The following is a 19,073-nucleotide window of genomic DNA, read 5'->3' as shown; positions in this document are numbered from 1 at the left end:
TCAGGTTGCGTTGGTAGGTTCCCGCCGCAACGACATCCACTATGGACGTCATTGATCCTGTTGCAGCAGAAGGCTTTCGCGGGAAAGTTCCACGCGAGCCAGATGCCGCCCGGTCGCCGGTCACTGAGGGAGAGTTCGTAGTGTTCAAGAAGATGCTTGGCGCGTTCGGGGTGGGCGGCCCGAGTGTCGACACGGTCCTGTCCAGTCCGAATACCCGCCCAGGTCTGGTGCTGGGCGGGCAGGTCAACCTGACCGGCGGCAGCCACGATGTGGAGATCGACCACATCACGGTCGGCCTGGTCACTCGGGTGGAACAAGACGGAGCGGAAGAGGGTGACGCCCTCGTCGAGTTCCACCGTGTCGGCGTCGCCAGTAGCCTGGTCCTGCGGGAGGGCCAGCAGTTGTCGCTGCCGTTCCAGCTGATGATGCCGTGGGAGACCCCGGTGACCGACCTGTACGGGCAGCACCTGCACGGGATGACCATGGGTCTACGCACCGAGGTGGCCGTCCGCGGTGCGGTGGACAAGGGCGACCTCGACCCGGTGTACGTCCACCCGCTGCCGGTGCAGGAGCGCGTCCTCGACGCCTTCGGCCGGCTCGGCTTCCAGTTCAAGGCGGCCGATCTCGAGCGCGGCCACATCGCCGGGGTACACCAGACGCTGCCGTTCTACCAGGAGATCGAGTACTACAGCGCGCCGCAGTACGCCCACGGCGTCAACGAGGTTGAGCTGACCTTCATCGCCAACGAGCACGGCGTGGACATCGTGCTGGAGTTCGACAAACGCGGCGGTCTGTTCGCTGGTGGCCATGACAGCTTCGGCCGCTACCACGCCGCGCACGCCGACGCCGATAACCTCGACTGGGCCACCCAGGTCGACACGTGGATCCGGCAGGCCCTAGACGGCTACCAGAACCTGCACGCCGGTCACGGCTACACCCCGCCCGTCCAGGGCTACGGTCAGCCCGGCTACGGACACGCCGCATATGGCCATCCCGGAGGGCACTACCAGCAGGAGCACCACCAGGAGCGGCACGGCGGCCCGGGAATGGGTGCCGTCGCCGCCGGAGTGGTCGGCGGGGCGGCACTGGGTTTCGCCGGCGGCATGGTCGCCGACGAGGTCTTCGACGCCTTCGGCGATGACGAGAGCGGGGACGAGGAGGGCTGAGCACCTGAGGTGCCCGCACTACGTGTGGTGTCGGTGGCCCGCCTGCCGACATCACCGTCTCGGACGGCTGTCCTGGCGGCCGCTGTCCGACTCATGGCTGGTAGCGGTAGCCCATGCCGGGTTCGGTGATGAGGTGCCGGGGTCGGGCGGGGTCGGATTCGAGCTTGCGGCGTAGCTGGGCCAGGTACTGGCGCAGGTAGCCGGTCTCGGTCTCGTATCCCGGTCCCCACACCTCGTGGAGCAGTTGGCGCTGGCTGATCAGCTTGCCCGGGTTGCGGAGCAGCGTTTCGAGCACCGCCCACTGGGTGGGGGTCAGTTTGACGTCGGTGCCGTCGTCGCGGACGACGGTGCGGGTGGCGAGGTCGACGGTGTGCCGGCCGAGCCGCGCGGTGCGGCTGGCCGCGTCCGCTCCGGTGGTGTGCCGGCGGGTGGCGGCCCGGATGCGGGCCAGGAGTTCGTCGACACCGAAGGGCTTGGTGACGTAGTCGTCGGCACCCGCGTCGAGGGCGGTGACCTTGTCGTCGCTGCCGGCGCGGCCGGACAGCACGATGATGGGTACGGCGGTCCAGCCACGGAGCCCACGGATGACGTCGACGCCGTCGAGGTCGGGTAGGCCGAGATCGAGCACGACGAGATCGGGTGGGTGGCTACCGGCGGCCTTCAGCGCGGCGGTTCCGGTGCCGGCGACGTCGACGTCGTAGCCCCGTGCGCGCAGGTTGATGCGCAGGGCGCGCAGGATCTGGGGTTCGTCGTCGACGACGAGGATCCGGGTCATTCCGGCGCACCCTCCGTGGCCGCGGTCGCGGCGGGTAGTCGCAACACCATGGTGAGTCCTCCTCCAGGCGTGGTCTCGGGGTTGATGCTGCCGCCCATCGCCTCGGCGAGCCCGCGGGACAGGGCCAGGCCGAGGCCGACGCCCGTGGTGGTGTCCCGGTCGCCAAGGCGTTGGAACGGCAGGAACACGTGGTCCCACTGGTCCTCGGGGATGCCGGGGCCGGTGTCGATGACGCGGAGTTCGACCCGGCCGGAGTGGGCGCTTGCGGTGATGGTGGGTGGCTGTCCGGGTGGGCTGTGCCGCAGGGCGTTCGCGACGAGGTTGACCAGCACCCGCTCCAGCAGACCCGGGTCGGCGGTGACCGCGGGGAGATCGGTCGGAATGTCGGTGCTGACGTCGGCGGCCTCTGGGCCGAGTTCGTCCAGGGCGCGGGGCACGACGTCCTCCAGACCGATCGATGCGACGGTGATGCCGAGTGCTCCGGCCTGCAGGCGGCTCATGTCGAGCAGGTTGGCCACCAGCCGGCCGAGCCGGTCGAGGGACTCGTCCGCAGTCACCAGCAGCTCGTCCCGGTCCTCGGGGTCGAACTCCACGTCCGGGCTGCGCAGGCTGGACACGGCGGCCTTCGCCGAGGCCAGCGGGGTACGTAGGTCGTGGCTGACGGCGGCGAGCAGTGCGGTGCGCATCCGGTCGGCCTCGGCCAGCGGCCGGGCGGCGGCGGCCTCCTCGGCGAGGCGCTCCTGCCGGAGCGCGACGGCGGCCTGCGCGGCGAACGCCTCGACGATGCGCCGATCGGCGGCCTCCAGCCGTCGGCCGCAGAGCACGACGGTCAACCGGTCGTCGACGGGTACAGCCGTCTCACCGGCACTCGGGGTGCCGGCCGGCGACTCGCCGACGCTGGCCACGACCCGCCAGGCCTGCGTCTCCCGGTCCCGGTCGGGCCGGCCGGTCGCCTCGCCGGTCTGTTCCAGCACGCTGACCGCGCGCAGCGCGAAGGTCTCCCGGAGCCGCTCCAGCAACGCCGGCAGGGGCCGCTGCCCGCGCAGGACGCTGCCGGCGACGGTGGCCAGGGTCTGCGCGTCGGCGGAGGCCCGAGCCGCCTCCCGAGTCCGCCGGGCCGCCACGTCGACCACCCAGCTCACCGCCACGGCGACGCCGACGAAAACGCCCAGGGCGAGGAGATTGTCCGCCTCGGCGATGGTCAGCGTGTAATAGGGCGGGGTGAAGAACCAGTTCAGCAACAGAGATCCGCCGAGGGCCGCGAGCAGCGCCGGCCAGAGCCCGCCGACGAGCGCGACGCCGACGACGGCGGCGAGGAAGATCAGAATGTCGTTGGTCAGGGTGAGGTCGGGCAACGCCTTGAGCAGCGCGGTCAGGGCGGGCATACCCACGACGGTGAGCGCGAACCCGTACCGCCGGCGCCGCCGGGACAGCGCGGCGGGCACCGCCGGACCGCGCCGACCGCGACCAGCCTCGGCGTGGGTGACCAGGTGTACGTCGATGGGACCGGACAGTGCCGTGGTGGTGACCCCGACGCCCCGGGAGAACAGTTGCGCGAAGCGCCCGCGTCGACTGGCACCGAGCACCAGTTGGGTGGCGTTGACGCCCTGGGCGAAGTCCAACAGCGCGGCGGGGATGTCGGTGCCGAGGACCTGGTGGTACGTGCCGCCGAGGCTCTCCACCAGGACCCGTTGCCGCGCCAGTTGCGCGGGGTCGGCGCCGACGAGCCCATCACTGCGGGCGATGTGCACGGCGAGCAGGTCGGCGCCCTTGCTGCGGGCGGCGACGCGGGCCGCGCGGCGGATCAGCGTCTCCCCCTCCGGCCCGCCGGTCAGTGCGACGACAACCCGTTCGCGGGCCTCCCAGGTGGCGGAGATGCCCTGCTGGGCGCGGTACGCGTCGAGTTGCTCGTCGACCTTGTCGGCGAGCCAGAGCAGCGCCAGTTCGCGCAGGGCGGTGAGGTTGCCGACCCGGAAGTAGTTGCCGAGCGCTGCGTCGATCTTGTCGGGGCGGTAGATGTTGCCGTGGGCCATCCGTCGGCGTAGCGCCTCGGGAGTCATGTCGACGAGTTCGACCTGTTCGGCGGCGCGGACGACGGCGTCGGGCACGGTTTCCCGCTGGGTGGTGCCGGTGATCTGGGCGACGACGTCGTTGAGCGACTCCAGGTGTTGGACGTTGACCGTGGTGAGCACGGTGATCCCGGCGTCCAGCAGCTCCTGGATGTCCTGCCAGCGCTTGTCGTTGCGGGAGCCGGGCACGTTGGTGTGGGCCAGCTCGTCGACGACGGCCACCTCGGGTCGCCGGGCGAGCACCGCGTCGAGAGCCATCTCGGTGAACTCGACGCCCCGGTAGGTCATCGTGCGGCGGGGCACCTGCTCCAGGTCGCCGATCATCGCGGCGGTGTGCGCACGACCGTGGGTCTCGACGAACCCGATCACCACGTCGGTGCCGCGCTCGGCCCGCCGGTGCGCCTCCTCCAGCATCGCGTACGTCTTCCCGACGCCGGGTGCGGCGCCGAGATAGATGCGCAGCTCCCCGCGCGCCATCGCACCCCTCCCCTTCTCGACGACGGAAAGGGCCCCTTGTCATCGCCATGTGTACCGCAAGGGGCCCTTCCGAACCTCTCAGCCGGCGGGAAACTCCCGGTCGAGCGCCAGGTTGAGTTCCAGCACGTTGACCCCGGGCTCACCCATGAAGCCGAGCGACCGACCGGCGGTGTGCTCCTCGACCAGACGACGGACCGCCGTGGGGTCCGCGTCGCGCTCCCGTGCGACCCGGTTCACCTGTAGCTCGGCGTACGCCGGGGAGATGTGCGGGTCGAGTCCACTGCCGCTGGCGGTGACGGCGTCGGCGGGTACCGCGGGGTCGGCCGGTGCGTCACCCCGGATCGGGGTGACCAGGCCGCCGGCGGCGACATAGTCCTCGCCGGGCCGGGCCAGTTCCACCGGTACACCCTCGTAGCTGGTGACGAACGGCGTGGCCGGTGCGACCTGGTTGACACTCACCACCCGGGTCACCGCCCCGGTCAGGCCGTCGGCGCGGAACACCGCGAGCACCGCGCCGACCCCGTCCGCGGTGCAGTACGGTCGGCGGCCGTCCACGCCGTCGAGTTCGCCGACGGCCCTGCTACGCGCGCAGACCTGGGTGAGCAGGCTCGGCGTCGACTCCTCCGGGTCGATGGCGATGGTGTCGACCACGCTTTCCGGGCCCAGGTTGCTGGCGGCGGTGGCGGTCGGGTCGTAGCCGTCCCCGGCGGCGGAGGGGCGGGACTGGAAGTAACGCGGGACCGGGTTGCCGTCCGCGTCGGTGAAGGACTGGCCGATCAGCGAACTGCCGACGGTCCGCCCGTCGACGGTCAGCGGTGATCCGTCCGCCTTTTCCGCGAGGCCGGGAATCCGACCCGCGGCCACCAGCGCGAGTGGGTAGGCGAGGCCGAGCAGCACGGTGAAGACGAGCAGCGCGCGTAGCGCCGCGAGGTGCCGGGCGAGCCAGTTGGGTAGGCGCATCACGAGATCCCTGGGATGAGCTGGAGAAGCAGGTCGATGAGTTTGATGCCGACGAACGGCACCACGATGCCGCCGAGGCCGTAGACCAGCAGGTTGCGGCTGAGCAGCTTCGACGCGGCGGCGGGCCGGTAACGCACCCCCCGCAACGCGAGTGGGATCAACGCGACGATGATGATCGCGTTGAAGATGACCGCCGCGAGGATCGCCGACTCCGGGCTGGCGAGTCGCATGATGTTGAGGGCATCCAGGCTGGGGTAGATGCCGGCGAACATGGCCGGGATGATCGCGAAGTACTTCGCGATGTCGTTGGAGATGCTGAACGTGGTCAGCGCACCCCGGGTGATCAGCAACTGTTTGCCGATCTCCACGATCTCGATCAGCTTGGTCGGGTCGGAGTCGAGGTCGACCATGTTGCCGGCCTCCTTGGCGGCCGACGTGCCGGTGTTCATGGCGACGCCGACGTCGGCCTGGGCGAGCGCCGGGGCGTCGTTGGTGCCGTCGCCGGTCATCGCGACGAGGCGGCCGCCCTCCTGCTCCTTGCGGATCAGGGCGAGCTTGTCCTCCGGGGTGGCCTCGGCGAGGAAGTCGTCGACCCCTGCCTCGTCGGCGATGGCCTTGGCGGTACGCGGGTTGTCGCCGGTGATCATCACGGTCCGGATGCCCATCGCGCGCATCTCGTCGAACCGCTCCCGCATGCCGGCCTTCACCACGTCCTTGAGGTGGATGACACCCAGCGCGCGGGCCGGCTCGCCATCGGCGTGCTCGGCGACGACAAGCGGGGTGCCGCCGAGGCCGCTGATCTCGTCCACGAGCTGCCCGACCTGCTCGGTCGGGTGACCGCCGTTCTCCCGTACCCACTTCATAACCGCGGTGGCCGCACCCTTGCGGATCCGGCGCGTCGCTCCGGCGGCGCCGGCGTCGACGGTGCCGTCCGGGGTCAGGTCGACACCGCTCATCCTGGTCTGCGCGGTGAACGGCACGAAGGTCGCGTGCGGGATCAGGCCGGCCTCGCGTTCGCGCAACCCGAACTCGTTCTTGGCGAGCACCACGATCGACCGGCCCTCGGGGGTCTCGTCGGCGAGGCTGGACAACTGCGCCGCGTCGGCCACCGTGGTCACGTCGACCCCGTCGACCGCAACGAACTCGGCGGCCTGCCGGTTGCCCAGGGTGATGGTGCCGGTCTTGTCCAGCAGCAGCGTGTTCACGTCGCCGGCGGCCTCTACGGCCCGGCCGCTCATCGCCAGGACGTTGCGCTGCACCAGGCGGTCCATGCCGGCGATGCCGATCGCGGACAGCAGCGCCCCGATGGTGGTCGGGATGAGGCAGACCAGCAGTGACACCAGCACGATCCCGCTGACGCCGGCGTCGGTGATCGCCTGGGTGTCTGGTGCCGCGCCCTGGTAGTCCTTCGAGAAGATGGCCAGCGGCTGAAGAGTGACGACGGCCAGCAGGAAGACGATCGTCAGCGCGGCGAGCAGGATGTTCAGCGCGATCTCGTTCGGGGTCTTCTGCCGGTTGGCCCCCTCGACCAGGTTGATCATCCGGTCGATGAAGCTCTCGCCCGGCTTCTGCGTGATCATCACGACGATCCGATCGGAGAGCACCTTCGTGCCGCCGGTGACCGCGCTCCGGTCACCACCGGACTCCCGGATCACCGGCGCCGACTCGCCGGTGATCGCCGACTCGTCGACGCTGGCGATGCCCTCCACCACGTCCCCGTCGCCGGGGATGATCTCGCCGGCCTCGACGACGACCACATCGCCCTGCTTCAACTGTGGGGCGGGCACCGACTCGGTGCGGTAGGCGCCGGGAGCGGCGCCCGCGGTCCAGCCCAGGGCGCGGGTGGCGACGGTGTCCGTCTTCGCCCGGCGCAGGGCGGCGGCCTGTGCCTTGCCCCGGCCCTCGGCCACGGCTTCGGCCAGGTTCGCGAAGACGACCGTGAGCCACAGCCAGACGGTGATCGCCACCGCGAACACCGACGGGTCCGCCACCGCGAGGACGGTGGTGAAGAGCGCTCCGATCTCGACGATCAGCATGACCGGGTTGCGCCAGAGGGTGCGCGGGTCGAGCTTGCGCAGCGCGTCCGGCAACGACGTGAGCAGCTGCTTCGGGTCGAGCAGGCCGCCGCCGGCCCGGTTGCCCTGGACGGCCGGTGTGCCGGCGGTCGCCGCGTCGGCGGTGCCGTGCGGTGCCGGCGTGGAGGTGGTCATGTCCTTCTCTTTCATGATGGTCACAGCCCTTCAGCCAGGGGGCCGAGCGCGAGGGCGGGCAGGAAGGTCAACGCGACGAGGATCACCGTGACGCCGACGACCATCCCGACGAACAGCGGCCGGTGGGTGGGCAGGGTGCCCTCGGAGGCGGGGGTGGGTTGCTGGCGTGCGAGGGAACCGGCCAGGGCGAGCACGAGGATGATCGGCAGGAACCGGCCGAGCAGCATGCACAGCCCCAGCGCGGTGTTCCACCACGGCGTGCTCACGGTGATGCCGGCGAACGCGGAGCCGTTGTTGTTGCTCGCCGAGGTGAACGCGTAGAGCACCTCGGACAGCCCGTGCGGCCCGACGTTGAGCGCGGTCGAGTTGTTGCCGGTGGCGAACGCCGCCGCCGCGCCGATCAGCACCAGAGCAGGGGTGATCAGAAAGTACAGCGACGCGAGCTTGATCTCCCGCGCACCGATCTTCTTCCCGACGTACTCCGGCGTCCGGCCGACCATCAGGCCGGCGACGAACACGGTGATCACCGCCAGGATCAGCAGGCCGTACAGGCCGGCACCGACACCGCCGGGGGCGACCTCGCCGAGCATCATGTTGACCAGCGGCATCATGCCGCCCAGGGCGGTGTACGAGTCGTGGAACGAGTTCACCGCACCGGTGGAGGTGAGCGTGGTGGCGGCCGCGAAGGTCGCCGAGTTCGACACGTCGAACCGGACCTCCTTACCTTCGAGGGCCGCCCCGACCGCCTGCGGCACCGTGCCGTCGCCGGTCAGCTCGAAGACGTTGGTCAGGGTGATGCTCGCGATCGCCAGGACGGCCATCACCGCGACGATCGCGTAGCCCTGCCGCACCTGACCCACCATCCGGCCGAAGACCCGGGGCAGGCTGAACGGGATCAGCAGGAGCAGGAAGATCTCCAGCCAGTTCGTCCAGGTGGTCGGGTTCTCGAACGGGTGGGCACTGTTGACGTTGTAGAAGCCGCCGCCGTTGGTGCCCAGCTCCTTGATGACCTCCTGGCTGGCCACCGGGCCACCGGTGATGGTCTGGTTGCCCCCGGTCAGGGTGGTGATCTCGGTGCCGGCGGACAGATTCTGCACCGCACCGCCGATCATCAGGGCAAGGGCGCCGAGGACCGAGATCGGTAGCAGGATCCGCAAGGTGATCCGGGTCAGGTCGACCCAGAAGTTGCCCAGTTCGCCGGTCCGGCTGCGGGCGAAGCCCCGGACCAGCGCGACGGCGACCGCGATGCCGACGGCGGCGGAGACGAAGTTCTGCACCGCCAGGCCGGCCATCTGCACCAGGTGACCCATGGTCGACTCACCCGAGTACCACTGCCAGTTCGTGTTCGTCACGAACGACACCGCGGTGTTCCACGCGCCATGTGTCATCACCGGGTCGAAGCCCAGCGACAGCCACAGGTGGTTCTGCAACCGCATGAACCCGTACAGGAACAGGATCGACACGGCCGAGAAGGCCAGCACGCTGCGGGCGTACACGCCCCAGGTCTGCTCGGCGGCCGGGTCGACCCCGACCAGGCGGTAGACGCCCCGTTCCACACGCGACTGCCTGGCCCCGGAGACCACCCGGTACAGGTAGTCACCGAACGGGCGGTGGACGGCGACCAACGCCACCACGAGCGAGAGGATGAACAGCACACCGGCTGTCGTCACGGTCATCAGAACCGCTCCGGAAACAGCAGGGCGACCACCAGGAACACGGCCAGGCCGATCGCCAGCACCAGACCGATGGCGTTGACGGCGCTCACAGCTTCTCCACGCCCCTCACCACCAGGGCGAGCGCCGCGAACAGCGCCACCGTCAACAGCACGAACAGCACGTCAGACACGTCTGACTCCTCATTCCGGACCAGGTTCCGCGCGGCCCCATCCGGCCGCGCCGCGCAATCACAACGCCACTCGCCCCCCGACGACAGGGGCTATAACGCGACCATCACGGGGAACCGGCGTTTCTTAACGCGCTTTTCACGTCGCCACCCGTTCGGGTGGTCGCGGACACCGGATGTCGATCCGCGGCTCGGAGCGGTCGACGGTCGACGGGATCGAACTCAGTGACGGCGCTCGCCGCGTTCGCCCACGGCCCCGTCGGGCCGTACGCAGGAGCGACAGATCGCGCAACACTGCCGCAACACCCTTGACACTTGAAGGTGACCCCGGCCACACTACCGAGGCTAATTCGATTTAGCAGACCATCGGAACGGCATAGGACGTGCACGGGTTGGCCTTGGGGCTGACCGCGCCCCCGCAGGACGTCGGTTGGAGGTGAGGCGGAACGTCCCTCGGTGGTCGATGTCCGGAAGAAGCCGTAGATCTCGATGAGGCCGCACCAGACCATAGAGGAGTAGTCCCAGATGAGGAGACCGATCGGACGCCGGCTCAGCCGTGCGATCTCGTTGCTCACGATCATGACGCTCGGTGTTGGTGCCAGCGCCACCATCTCCGCACCAGCCGCCGCCGGAGGAGGAAAGCGCCCGGTGGTGGAGGGTGCGACCGTCAAGCCGGATCGCGGCTCACCGACCGGATACACCGTCACTTTCGTCTACCACAATCCCAGCGCTACGCAGGTCCGCCTTGCCGGGGATCTGACTCTGCTCGACGTCGACACCGGCAACACCCGCTACCAGCCGGAGGAGTGGCAGCCGGGGCGGTACCACTCCGGCGGCACCGAGTTCCTCAGGGACATGACCAGGGACTCGAAGGGCTACTGGTCGGTCTCGCTGCCCCTGCACGCCGGCGGGATCAGCTACTGGTACCGGGTCTGGGACCCGACCCAGGGTTGGGAGAACAAGCGCATCTGGGATCCCGCCTCGACACATCCCCGACCTCCGGGTGATGCCTCCTTCCGGGTCCGGAACAACGACGTCCTCGACGCCGTCTACGTGCCGTACAGCAGGAAGCAGAACGACCCGGTGCTGAAGGAGCGTGCCGAGTACGAACTTCCGATCGCGGACCGCAGGAAGCGGGGCACCGTCTCGTACATCCCCTACACCACGATCCTGGGCGACAGCGGCCACTACCTCGGTGTCTACCTGCCAGCCGACTACAACCCCAAGCGGGCGGAGCCGTACAAGGTGGTGTACCTCGCCCACGGCATCTTCGGTGACGAGACCGACTTCATGGTCCCGGCGAACGTCCCCAACATCCTGGACAACATGACGGCCAAGGGCGAGATCGAGCCCACGGTGGTGGTCACCATGGGCAACCACTTCACCGGCACCAGCCTCGGCTTCGGCTCCTACAACCAGACCAACGCCGCCAACAACCTGGTCCAGACGATCCTTCCGCTCATCGAGGAGAAGTACAACGTCTCGACCGAGCGGGAGGGCCGCGCCTACGCCGGATTCTCCTACGGCGGCATGACGGGCGCCCACGTCATCAGGGGCTACCCGACCACGTTCGCCTACTACGGGCACTTCTCCGGCAACCCGTCCCTGTCCACTCAGGACTACGACAACGTCGCGGCCGCGGTCGGGGACGACGACCTCTTCGTGTTCCTCGGCAACGGCGTCTTCGAGGGCAGCCTCAACGCGCAGAACGCCATCGCGGACAACTTCCGGGCCCGGGGGTACGCCGCCGAGACGGCCCAGGTCCCCGGCGCGCACGACGGCATGACGGCGAGCCAACTGTTCACCATCTTCGCCCGCGACCACCTGTGGTCGGAAGTCGACACCGTGGGCACGGCACGGACCGTGATCAAGGCAAAGGCCACGCCGGCGTCGATCGTCCGTGGCGACATCTTCAAGCTGCACGTCGACGTGCGGGCCCAGGCCCGCCACAAGAAGGCACCGAAGGTGACAGGTGAGATCACCGTCACCTTCGGTGGTGCCACCCAGGTGGTGCCGCTGGCCGGCGGCAAGGCCGTGGTGAAGCTGCCAACCGCCGAATTGGAGGCCGGGGTGTACCCGGTCCACGTCGCCTACTCCGGTGACCGGAACTACGCGCCCGCTGCCGCTGTCCACCAGCGGCTTCGGGTCCGGTAACCAACAGGCACATGGTGGGCCGACGACGTGCCGTCGTCGGCCCACTGGCGATCCGGTCCCGGGCCGGCCACCTCGACGACCTGCTGGCGCCGCGCCGATCCGTGCCGGACGTGACGGTCCGGCTCAGGGGCGCAGCCACCACGGGCTGGTGTACGCCACGCCGAAGTCGTTGCACGGGTGACCAGCCGGGCCGGGCGTGCCGTTGGGCAGGGACGGGTCGGAGACCCGGAGCACCACCCAGTCGCCGTCGGCGATGTCGAGCGGCACCGTGAAGTCGGTGACCCGACCGTTTACCGTGTCGATGACGTCGACGACGGTCGGCGCGGACGTACCGGGGCGCAGGACCTGGATGCGCAGCGGCTTGCCGTCCCAGGCCGGGCCGCGGTCGAGGTCGAGCAGGAACCGGACGTCGCCGGACGTCACGTTCAGCACGCCACCCATGCGTACGCCGTTGGCCGTGGCGTCCACCCGCAGGCCGGAGACCCGGGTGGCGAAGGAACGGCGGGCCGCCATCGCCTCGAACACCGCAGCCCGGGTGTTCTCCGTGACCCACAGGCCGCTGCGGCCCTTGCCCTCGTGGAAGCCCCAGGTGGTGCCGTGTTCGTCGGTGACGCCGGTGAGGCCCGGCCGCCAGCCCGCGTTGAGGCAGGCCACCAGCGGCGAGGTCATCCCGGACGACCAGCCCTCGAACAGGTAGTCGTCGGTGCGGTTGAACATCTCCAATCCCACCAGTTGGTCGCGGGCCGAGGCGTTGAAGGAGAAGTTGTCGAACCGGCCCACCTCACGTCCGGGGTGGTTGAAGCTGGCCAGGCCACCCGGCCGTCCGATCAGCCAGCGGTACAGGCTGCCGGTGCTGCCGGCCCGCCACAGGTCGGCGAAGTCGGAGGTGTTCCACACGTTGATGTGCCCCTGCAACGGATGGGACCACTCGAATCCGCGGATCGCGGTGAACTGGCCCGGGTCGTTCGCGGCGTTGGCGAGGTCACCGGTGGTCCGCCACTCCGACGAGCTGAGCCCGTCGATGGCGAAGAGCGTGGCGTGGTCGGTCAGCGCGGCGACGTCGAGACCGGCCTCACGCATCGAGGCGAACGCGGCCTCAGGGCTCCCGTCGCCGTCCGAGGCGACGGTGTGGTTGTGCATGTCGGCGTGCACCAGCATCGTGCCCTGGGTGACCAGGGAGGTCCGGGCGGCGCCGGCCGCCGCGGTCGTGGTTGGGGCGTTGGCCATCGTCGTGCTGGCCGCCCGGGCCGAGGTCGGCAGCGCGGCCAGCATCAGCGCGCCGCCGGCACCGGCCAGCAGCGCCCGCCGGCCGAGTGCCGGGGCGACGTTCACCTGACCGTACGGCACCTCGTCGGTGGATCGGTGATCGTGGTGGCAGTGGTGGGGATGATGTCCACTCATGAGCAAACATGAACATGTCTCTACTTGACGATGCCACCAAGCTCGGTGGTCGTTCAGTCGAACACCTGCCGTACGGAGCTTCCCGGCCCTGACCGACGCCGGAGTTCGCTAACAGTCGACCTTCGGCAGTGGCCTGGGCAACCGACCGAGCTTGATGTCGATGTCGCGTAGTGCGCTTTCGCTGCCGAGATGTTCCCGATCCGCACCGAGTGGCGCGTGCTCCCCGCAGAACCACACCGCGCCTGGTGGGTGCCCCACCCAGCCGGGTGGCGGGTTGACGGCGTCGGCGAAGTGCACCAGAACGAAGTCGCTGCGCGTGTCGCCGAGCGGTGGTCGAGCGGGTTCGAGATGGCAGACGTGACAGCGCGGGGGCAGCATGCGAGCAGTCTGTCAGCCCGTGGCCAGGGAGCCCGGCACCAGCCGGTGCCGGGCTCCCTGATCGGGCGGTGCTTACCGATCAGGTCGCGGTGCAGGTCAGGGTCGGTACCGAGTTGCTGCCGTTCCAGCTACCGAGGAACCCGAAGGTGGTGCTCGCGCCGGCGCCGAGCGAACCGTTGAAGGAGACGTTTGTCGCCGTCACCGCCGAGCCGCTGGCGCTGACTGTCGCGTTCCACACCTGGCTGATCGTCTGGCCGTTGGCAAACGTCCAGGTCACCCGCCAACCGTTGATCGCGGACGAGCCGGCGGTGACCCGCACCTCGCCCTGGAAGCCGCCCTGCCACTGGCCGGCGACGCTGTAGGTCGCCGTACAGCCGCCAGCGCTCGGCGGCGGGGTCGTCGGGTTCGGCGGCGGAGTGGTCGGGTTCGGCGGCGGGGTGGTGGGCGGCGGAGTCGTCGGCGGCGGCCAACCCGGACCGCCGGGCGGCCAGCCGACCAGGCCGCCACGGTACTGGCCGGCGGTGACGGTCATCAGCCTGGTGGCTCCCGCGATGCTGCCGCCGCTGGTGGCCATGCCGCCGATCGTCGTGCCGGAGAGGCTACCGCCCCGGTAGACCTCGTAGGTCTGCCCGTGCTGGATCCGGTTGGAGGAGAAGACCACCTCGCGGAAGTTCTTGGGGGACCGGTAGGAGGCGAGCACCTGGCCGCCGGAGACCAGGTGGAGCAGGGTGCCGGCCGGCTGGCTGCTGGACAGTTGGGGAGCCACCCAGCCCTGGCCGGAGGTCGGCGGCAGGCTCAGCACCGCCATCGAGGTCGAGCCCGCCCCGAGCATCGTGCCGCCGGTGAAGTGGACCGGGCCGTTCGAGTCGATCGCGCCCTCGCCGGGGCTGCCGGTGCTCGGTCCGCTGACCACGACGGTGCCGGCCGCGAAGGTCACCGAGCCGTTGGAGTCGATGCCGTCGATGCTGGAGTTGACCAGGGTGGTCCCGCCGGTGAACCGGACGAACGCGTTCGGTGCCACGTCGAAGTCGCCGTACCCGTCCTCGACCGCGTTAATCGCGTCGTCGCGGGCGGTGACGTTGACGTTGCCGCCGCTGATGGTGACCTGCCGGCTCTCGATCGCCTCGTAGGAGTTGGTGACGGTGACCGTGCCGCCGGAGATGGCGACGGTGTTCTCTCCCTTGATGGCGTCGTCACCGGCGTTCACCCGCACGGTGCCGTTGGTGATGGCGAGTCGGCCGCGGTCCGCCTCGGTGTCGTCGGACTTGATGCCGTCGCCGCCCGCGGTGACGTCGAGGCTGCCTCCGGTGATGTCGAGGAAGTCCTTACCCCGGATGCCGTCGTCGACCGCGTTCACCGTGATCGTGCCGGACTCGATGACCAGGCCGTCCTTGCTGGTGATGCCGTCGTACGCGTTGCCCCGCACGGTCAGCGCGCCGGTCCCGTTGATCCGCAGGTCGGCGGTGCTGAACAGGGCGGCGTTCGGCTCGTCCGTGCTCGGGTCCGGGTAGACGTAACGGGTCGCGTCGGAGAGCTGGCTGGTGGTGCCGGCGGCGAGCGTGATCACGACCTCGTCGGCGTCGGCGACCTGCAGCGGCGCGTTGCTGGAGTTGCTGATCGTGGCACCGTTGAGAATCAGATTCACGGCACCCGAGGCCGCGGTGTCGACGCTCAGATAGCCGTCGTTGAGGGTGCCGCTGATCTCGTAGGTGCCCGGCGCGGTGATCGTCACGGCCCGCCCGGCGATGGTGACGTCAGCGCTGGGACTGCTGGCGCTGGCGCCGGTTAGGGTGATGGGTACGGTCGCCTGCGCGGTGGCCGGTGTCCCCAGCGGGCCGGCGATCAATGCGATCGCCAGCCCGACGGGCACAGTGGCTCTCAGCGGGATGCGTTTCATGGCTCTGTCCTGACTCAGATGGATGGGACGGGATCCACGCTTCGCCGAGTATAGATGAACGTCGATGAATTACCGGTGAATCGCCCACAATGTGGCCAGTACACGCGATGTCGGCCGCAACCGCCGACGGACCGATGGCCAGGAGAACGGCCATCGGCTCGGCGTCGTCGTGCAGGCCAGGTGCCGGGTCGGCCGGCACAGGTGCCGGCCGTCGACGCTCCCGGTCAGCGGCTCTTCTTCGCCGCTCGCTTGCGCGGCGGCGTCAACAGGTCGGCGATCGCGGCGATCGCCGACGGCACCAGACGGTAGTACGCCCAGACACCGCGCTTGTCCCGCTCGAGCAGACCGGCCTCGGTGAGGATCCGCAGGTGATGACTCACCGTCGGCTGGGAAAGCCCGAGCGGCGCGGTGAGGTCGCTGACGGATGCCTCTCCCGTCGGAGACGACTGGATCAGACTGAGCAGTCGCAACCGGGCCGGATCGGCGAATGCCTTCAGCACTCCCGCGAGCCGCTCGGCATCGGCAGGCTTGATCGGCTCGCCGGTAAGCGGCGAGATGGCGGGCGTCGTAGTCTTCGCAGTTCCCACGTCTTGCATCGTTGCAGCAACACCACGGCTAGGTGGTGAAACGAGGGCTGTATCACCGTCAGTTGTCGGGTAGAAGGCTCACCACCACCTTGGCGCGGGCATGCTCGGTCTCGACGTACCGGATCGCGTCGGGCACCTCGTCCAGCCGGTAGGTCCGGTCGATGACCGGGGTGAGCCCGCCCGACTCGGCCAACTCCCGCAGCGTCGCGAGGTGCCCCCGGCCACCCGCCGCGAACGGCGCGACGATGCGGTGCCGGACGAGACGGCCCACCAGCGGCCCCCGGAGCAGCAGGCTCATCGGCCCGAAGACGCTGCCGCCGGTGAACACGCCGCCGCCGGACAGCAGCAGTGTCCCGTCCGGGGTGAGCACCCGCCGACAGTCGGTCAACGACCGGTTGCCGACCAGGTCGAGCAACACCTCGTAGCGGCGGCCGGCACGGACCGCGTCGGTACGGGCGAAATCCTCCCTGGTGTAGTCGACGACATGATCCGCGCCGAGCGACCGGACCAGGTCGACGTTGCGGGTCCGGCACACCGCGGTCACCTGTGCGCCGTACGCCTTGGCCAACTGCACCGCGAAGGTGCCCACCCCGCCGGACGCCCCGTTGATCAGCACGTGCTGCCCCGCCTGGAGTCGGGCGCCGTCTTGTAGGCAGACCAGAGCGGTGGTGGCGGCCAGCGGGATCGCCGCCGCCTGCTCGAAGCTCAGGTTCGCCGGTTTCGCCTCGACCAACTTCTCGGCCACGCACACGTACTCGGCGAACGCACCCCCGGCGGGGCCGGCCTCGCCGTACACCTCGTCGCCGGGCCGGAAGCGGGTCACCGCCCGACCGACCGCCTCGACCCGGCCGGCGAAGTCCTGGCCCCGGACCGGCGCGGTGGGCCGGCGGAGCCCGAACGACAGTCGGGACAGATACGGGTCGCCCCGCATCGCGTGCCAGTCGTAGGCGTTGACCGAGCTTGCCAGTACCCGGACCAGCACCTCGTCGTCGCCGGGTGTCGGGACGTCCACCTCGCGCAGCCGCAGGACGTCGGGAGAGCCGTACCGGTCCTGCACGATCGCCTTCATCGGGAAACTCCTCGTCGAGAGATGTCGATTGCCATACGACCGAGCCTGCCGGCGATGACCGGTCGACGCGTCGGCGCGACGGCGGCACCGCTGCTACTCCCCGCGCGGCAGCGGCAGCAGCGGCCTACTCCGCCGGGGGTACGCCGGGTTGCTCCCGTCCGGGCTGCCGCAGGCGACTCCGATCGGCCTACAGTGCGGGCATGAGCCGGTCGAGCCCCGGTGCCGACGTGGCATCCCCCGACGAACCGCCCACGTCGCGGCCCGGGCCGGGGCTGGCGGTGCTGACCGCGCTCGCGCAGCCGGTCGGAACCGCGATCGTCGCCGGTTGGCAGCACGCCAGCGTCGGGATTGTCGGGTACGTGCTGCTGGTGTTCAGTGGGCTGGCGCTTGCCGACCGGCACCGGTTCCCGAGGCGGAACTTCCTGATCGTGGTCGCCGTGACCCTGGCGTACCACCTGCTCGGCCGGCCGGTCGGGGTGACACTGCTGGCGCCGATGATCGGTGCGGCGGCGGTCATGGCCGCCGGGCACCGGTGGCTGGTGGCGGCGACAACCGCCGGGTCGTACGCCTTCTGGGTGCTGGTCAGCGGTGCCACGCTGAACCAGGCACTGGCGGCGTTGGCGCTGATCGCCGGTGCCGGCCTGGTCACCGAGATCGGCATCCTGGTCGCCGCCGAGGTCCGCAACGGCATAGCGGAGCAGCGCCGGCTGTCCGAGGAGCGGCAACGCCGCCGGGCCAGCGAGCAGCGGTTGATGATCGCCGCCGAGCTGCACGACGTGCTCGGCCACCACCTGTCGCTGATCAACATGCGGGCGGGTGTCGGTCTGCACCTGATGGACCGCGACCCGGAGCAGGCGCGGGCGGCGCTCGACGCGATCGCGCAGTCCAGCGCGGAGGCGCTGCGCGAGGTCCAGGCCGTGCTGAACACGCTCTACCCGGCCGGCGGGGCCGCTCCGCGTACGCCCGCGCCGGGACTGGACCGGCTCGCCGAGCTGACCGGGGACGCCGCACTGCCGACCCGGACCGTGATCGACGGGACGAGCCGACAACTGCCCGCCGCGGTGGATCGGGCCGCGTACCGGATCGTGCAGGAGGCGCTCACCAACATCCGCCGGCACGCCGGGCCGGGTGCCGCCGCCACCGTCACCATCGGGTACCGACCGGAGGCGTTGGTCGTCGAGGTCGACGACGACGGTGGCGGCGCGCCGCCACCGGAGCCGGGTCCTGTTCCACCGGCGGGGAACGGCATCACGGGGATGCGGGAGCGGGCCGCCGCGCTGGGCGGCGAACTGAGCGCCGGCCCCGCGCCGGACGGCAGCGGCGGCTGGCGGGTCCGCGCCACCCTGCCGCTGGGCAGCGACGAGACACGGGAGGCGACCGCGTGATCCGGGTACTGCTCGTCGACGACCAGGCGCTGGTCCGGGCCGGCTTCCGCGCGCTGCTGGACAGCGAGCCGGACATCACCGTCGTCGGCGAGGCGGGCGACGGCGCCCAGGCGGTCCGGCTGGCCCGGCAGACCGTTCCCGACGTGGTCCTGATGGACATCCGGATGCCCGGCGTGGACGGGCTGGCCGCCACCCGGCAGATCACCGCCGACCCCGAGCTGTCCGGCGTGCGGATCGTCGTGCTCACCACGTTCGAGTTGGACGAGTACGTCGGTGAGGCGTTGCGCGCGGGTGCTGCCGGCTTCCTGGTGAAGAACACCCAACCGGCCGACCTGATCCAGGGGGTGCGGGTGGTGGCGGCCGGCGACGGGCTGCTGTCGCCGAGTGTGACCCGGCGGGTGATCGAACGGTTCGCCGCCGGCACCGCCACACCGGCCGCGCCCCGGCGGTTGGCCGAGCTGACCGAGCGGGAACGGGAGGTGGTGGCCCTGGTCGGCACCGGGCTGTCCAATGACGAGATCGCTACGCGGCTGGTGGTGAGTCCGGCCACCGCCAAGACGCACGTGTCCCGGGCGATGGTCAAGCTCGGTGCCCGGGACCGCGCCCAGCTGGTGGTGTTCGCTTACGAGGCCGGTCTGGTCCGTCCCGGCTGGCTGCCCTGACCGGCGCGGCGCGGGGTGCGCCGCGCGCACACCGAGGGCTG

Annotated in this window: 15 protein-coding genes; 4 read left to right on the top strand and 11 right to left on the bottom strand. The window is 70.3% G+C overall.

Annotation, left to right across the window (positions count from 1 at the left end; translation table 11 throughout):
* Positions 1–152 precede the first annotated feature (152 nt).
* Positions 153–1,166 carry a sporulation protein gene (locus tag O7605_RS21210; RefSeq protein WP_269742713.1) on the top strand — a complete coding sequence of 338 codons (1,014 nt, stop codon included), beginning with the start codon at positions 153–155 and terminating at the stop codon, positions 1,164–1,166.
* Between the two features lie 91 nt (positions 1,167–1,257).
* Here O7605_RS21210 and O7605_RS21205 read toward each other — a convergent pair whose 3' ends face one another.
* From O7605_RS21205 to kdpF, 6 genes are all read right to left on the bottom strand, one after another.
* The gene (locus O7605_RS21205; RefSeq protein WP_269740778.1) at positions 1,258–1,941 is read right to left on the bottom strand and encodes a response regulator; all 684 of its coding nucleotides are present in this window, start codon (positions 1,939–1,941) and stop codon (positions 1,258–1,260) included.
* On the bottom strand, positions 1,938–4,487 hold the full coding sequence (locus O7605_RS21200; RefSeq protein WP_269740777.1) for a sensor histidine kinase: 2,550 nt from the start codon (positions 4,485–4,487) through the stop codon (positions 1,938–1,940). The genes O7605_RS21205 and O7605_RS21200 overlap by 4 nt, the downstream gene beginning before the upstream one ends.
* A gap of 78 nt (positions 4,488–4,565) precedes the next feature.
* On the bottom strand, positions 4,566–5,447 hold the full coding sequence (locus tag O7605_RS21195) for a potassium-transporting ATPase subunit C (RefSeq protein ID WP_269740776.1): 882 nt from the start codon (positions 5,445–5,447) through the stop codon (positions 4,566–4,568).
* A complete protein-coding gene (kdpB, locus tag O7605_RS21190) occupies positions 5,447–7,657 on the bottom strand; it encodes a potassium-transporting ATPase subunit KdpB (RefSeq protein WP_269740775.1) in 2,211 nt (736 codons plus the stop codon). The genes O7605_RS21195 and kdpB overlap by 1 nt, the downstream gene beginning before the upstream one ends.
* A 20-nt stretch (positions 7,658–7,677) precedes the next feature.
* Complete coding sequence (gene kdpA / locus O7605_RS21185) at positions 7,678–9,333, bottom strand: potassium-transporting ATPase subunit KdpA (RefSeq protein ID WP_269740774.1); 1,656 nt, start codon at positions 9,331–9,333, stop codon at positions 7,678–7,680.
* On the bottom strand, positions 9,333–9,422 hold the full coding sequence (gene kdpF, locus O7605_RS21180) for a K(+)-transporting ATPase subunit F (protein WP_091080931.1): 90 nt from the start codon (positions 9,420–9,422) through the stop codon (positions 9,333–9,335). The genes kdpA and kdpF overlap by 1 nt, the downstream gene beginning before the upstream one ends.
* Before the next feature lie 602 nt (positions 9,423–10,024).
* Between kdpF and O7605_RS21175 the strand changes: the two genes are divergently transcribed.
* Complete coding sequence (locus tag O7605_RS21175; RefSeq protein WP_269740773.1) at positions 10,025–11,653, top strand: alpha/beta hydrolase-fold protein; 1,629 nt, start codon at positions 10,025–10,027, stop codon at positions 11,651–11,653.
* A 123-nt stretch (positions 11,654–11,776) separates the two neighbouring features.
* Here the strand turns inward: O7605_RS21175 and O7605_RS21170 are convergent, their stop codons facing one another.
* The 5 genes from O7605_RS21170 to O7605_RS21150 form a co-directional block, all read right to left on the bottom strand.
* Positions 11,777–13,054, bottom strand: a complete 1,278-nt coding sequence (locus tag O7605_RS21170) for a CehA/McbA family metallohydrolase (protein ID WP_269740772.1) — start codon at positions 13,052–13,054, stop codon at positions 11,777–11,779.
* 108 nt (positions 13,055–13,162) lie between these two features.
* Positions 13,163–13,432 (bottom strand): hypothetical protein, encoded by a 270-nt coding sequence (locus tag O7605_RS21165; RefSeq protein ID WP_269740771.1) that lies wholly within the window; start codon positions 13,430–13,432, stop codon positions 13,163–13,165.
* A gap of 79 nt (positions 13,433–13,511) precedes the next feature.
* A complete protein-coding gene (locus O7605_RS21160) occupies positions 13,512–15,329 on the bottom strand; it encodes a carbohydrate-binding domain-containing protein (RefSeq protein ID WP_269740770.1) in 1,818 nt (605 codons plus the stop codon).
* Positions 15,330–15,553: 224 nt separating this feature from the next.
* Entirely contained in the window at positions 15,554–15,925 is a 372-nt protein-coding gene (locus O7605_RS21155) for an ArsR/SmtB family transcription factor (protein WP_210830450.1), read from the bottom strand.
* A gap of 49 nt (positions 15,926–15,974) precedes the next feature.
* Complete coding sequence (locus O7605_RS21150; RefSeq protein ID WP_269740769.1) at positions 15,975–16,985, bottom strand: NAD(P)-dependent alcohol dehydrogenase; 1,011 nt, start codon at positions 16,983–16,985, stop codon at positions 15,975–15,977.
* A gap of 200 nt (positions 16,986–17,185) precedes the next feature.
* On the opposite strand from O7605_RS21150, the gene O7605_RS21145 reads away from it, so the two are divergent.
* Together O7605_RS21145 and O7605_RS21140 are read left to right on the top strand one after the other, a co-directional pair.
* Entirely contained in the window at positions 17,186–18,370 is a 1,185-nt protein-coding gene (locus O7605_RS21145) for a sensor histidine kinase (RefSeq protein ID WP_269740768.1), read from the top strand.
* Positions 18,367–19,032 (top strand): response regulator transcription factor, encoded by a 666-nt coding sequence (locus O7605_RS21140; RefSeq protein ID WP_269740767.1) that lies wholly within the window; start codon positions 18,367–18,369, stop codon positions 19,030–19,032. Before O7605_RS21145 ends, O7605_RS21140 begins: the two co-directional genes overlap by 4 nt.
* Positions 19,033–19,073: the final 41 nt, after the last annotated feature.

This window comes from Verrucosispora sp. WMMA2121 (genome assembly GCF_027460185.1).
GTDB classification, from domain to species: Bacteria; Actinomycetota; Actinomycetes; order Mycobacteriales; family Micromonosporaceae; genus Micromonospora; species Micromonospora palythoicola.
Note: the sequence above shows the minus strand (reverse complement) of the source record. Positions and strands in the feature narration are given on the sequence as shown.

Bases quoted from the DNA above. Each gene is read 5' to 3' on its own strand.
- kdpA (WP_269740774.1), bottom strand. From the start codon at position 9,333: ATGACCGTGACGACAGCCGGTGTGCTGTTCATCCTCTCGCTCGTGGTG.
- O7605_RS21145 (WP_269740768.1), top strand. From the start codon at position 17,186: ATGAGCCGGTCGAGCCCCGGTGCCGACGTGGCATCCCCCGACGAACCG.
- O7605_RS21175 (WP_269740773.1), top strand. From the start codon at position 10,025: ATGAGGAGACCGATCGGACGCCGGCTCAGCCGTGCGATCTCGTTGCTC.
- O7605_RS21195 (WP_269740776.1), bottom strand. From the start codon at position 5,447: ATGCGCCTACCCAACTGGCTCGCCCGGCACCTCGCGGCGCTACGCGCG.
- O7605_RS21205 (WP_269740778.1), bottom strand. From the start codon at position 1,941: ATGACCCGGATCCTCGTCGTCGACGACGAACCCCAGATCCTGCGCGCC.
- O7605_RS21165 (WP_269740771.1), bottom strand. From the start codon at position 13,432: ATGCTGCCCCCGCGCTGTCACGTCTGCCATCTCGAACCCGCTCGACCA.
- kdpB (WP_269740775.1), bottom strand. From the start codon at position 7,657: ATGACCACCTCCACGCCGGCACCGCACGGCACCGCCGACGCGGCGACC.
- O7605_RS21160 (WP_269740770.1), bottom strand. From the start codon at position 15,329: ATGAAACGCATCCCGCTGAGAGCCACTGTGCCCGTCGGGCTGGCGATC.
- O7605_RS21200 (WP_269740777.1), bottom strand. From the start codon at position 4,487: ATGGCGCGCGGGGAGCTGCGCATCTATCTCGGCGCCGCACCCGGCGTC.
- O7605_RS21155 (WP_210830450.1), bottom strand. From the start codon at position 15,925: ATGCAAGACGTGGGAACTGCGAAGACTACGACGCCCGCCATCTCGCCG.
- O7605_RS21210 (WP_269742713.1), top strand. From the start codon at position 153: ATGCTTGGCGCGTTCGGGGTGGGCGGCCCGAGTGTCGACACGGTCCTG.
- O7605_RS21150 (WP_269740769.1), bottom strand. From the start codon at position 16,985: ATGAAGGCGATCGTGCAGGACCGGTACGGCTCTCCCGACGTCCTGCGG.
- O7605_RS21170 (WP_269740772.1), bottom strand. From the start codon at position 13,054: ATGAGTGGACATCATCCCCACCACTGCCACCACGATCACCGATCCACC.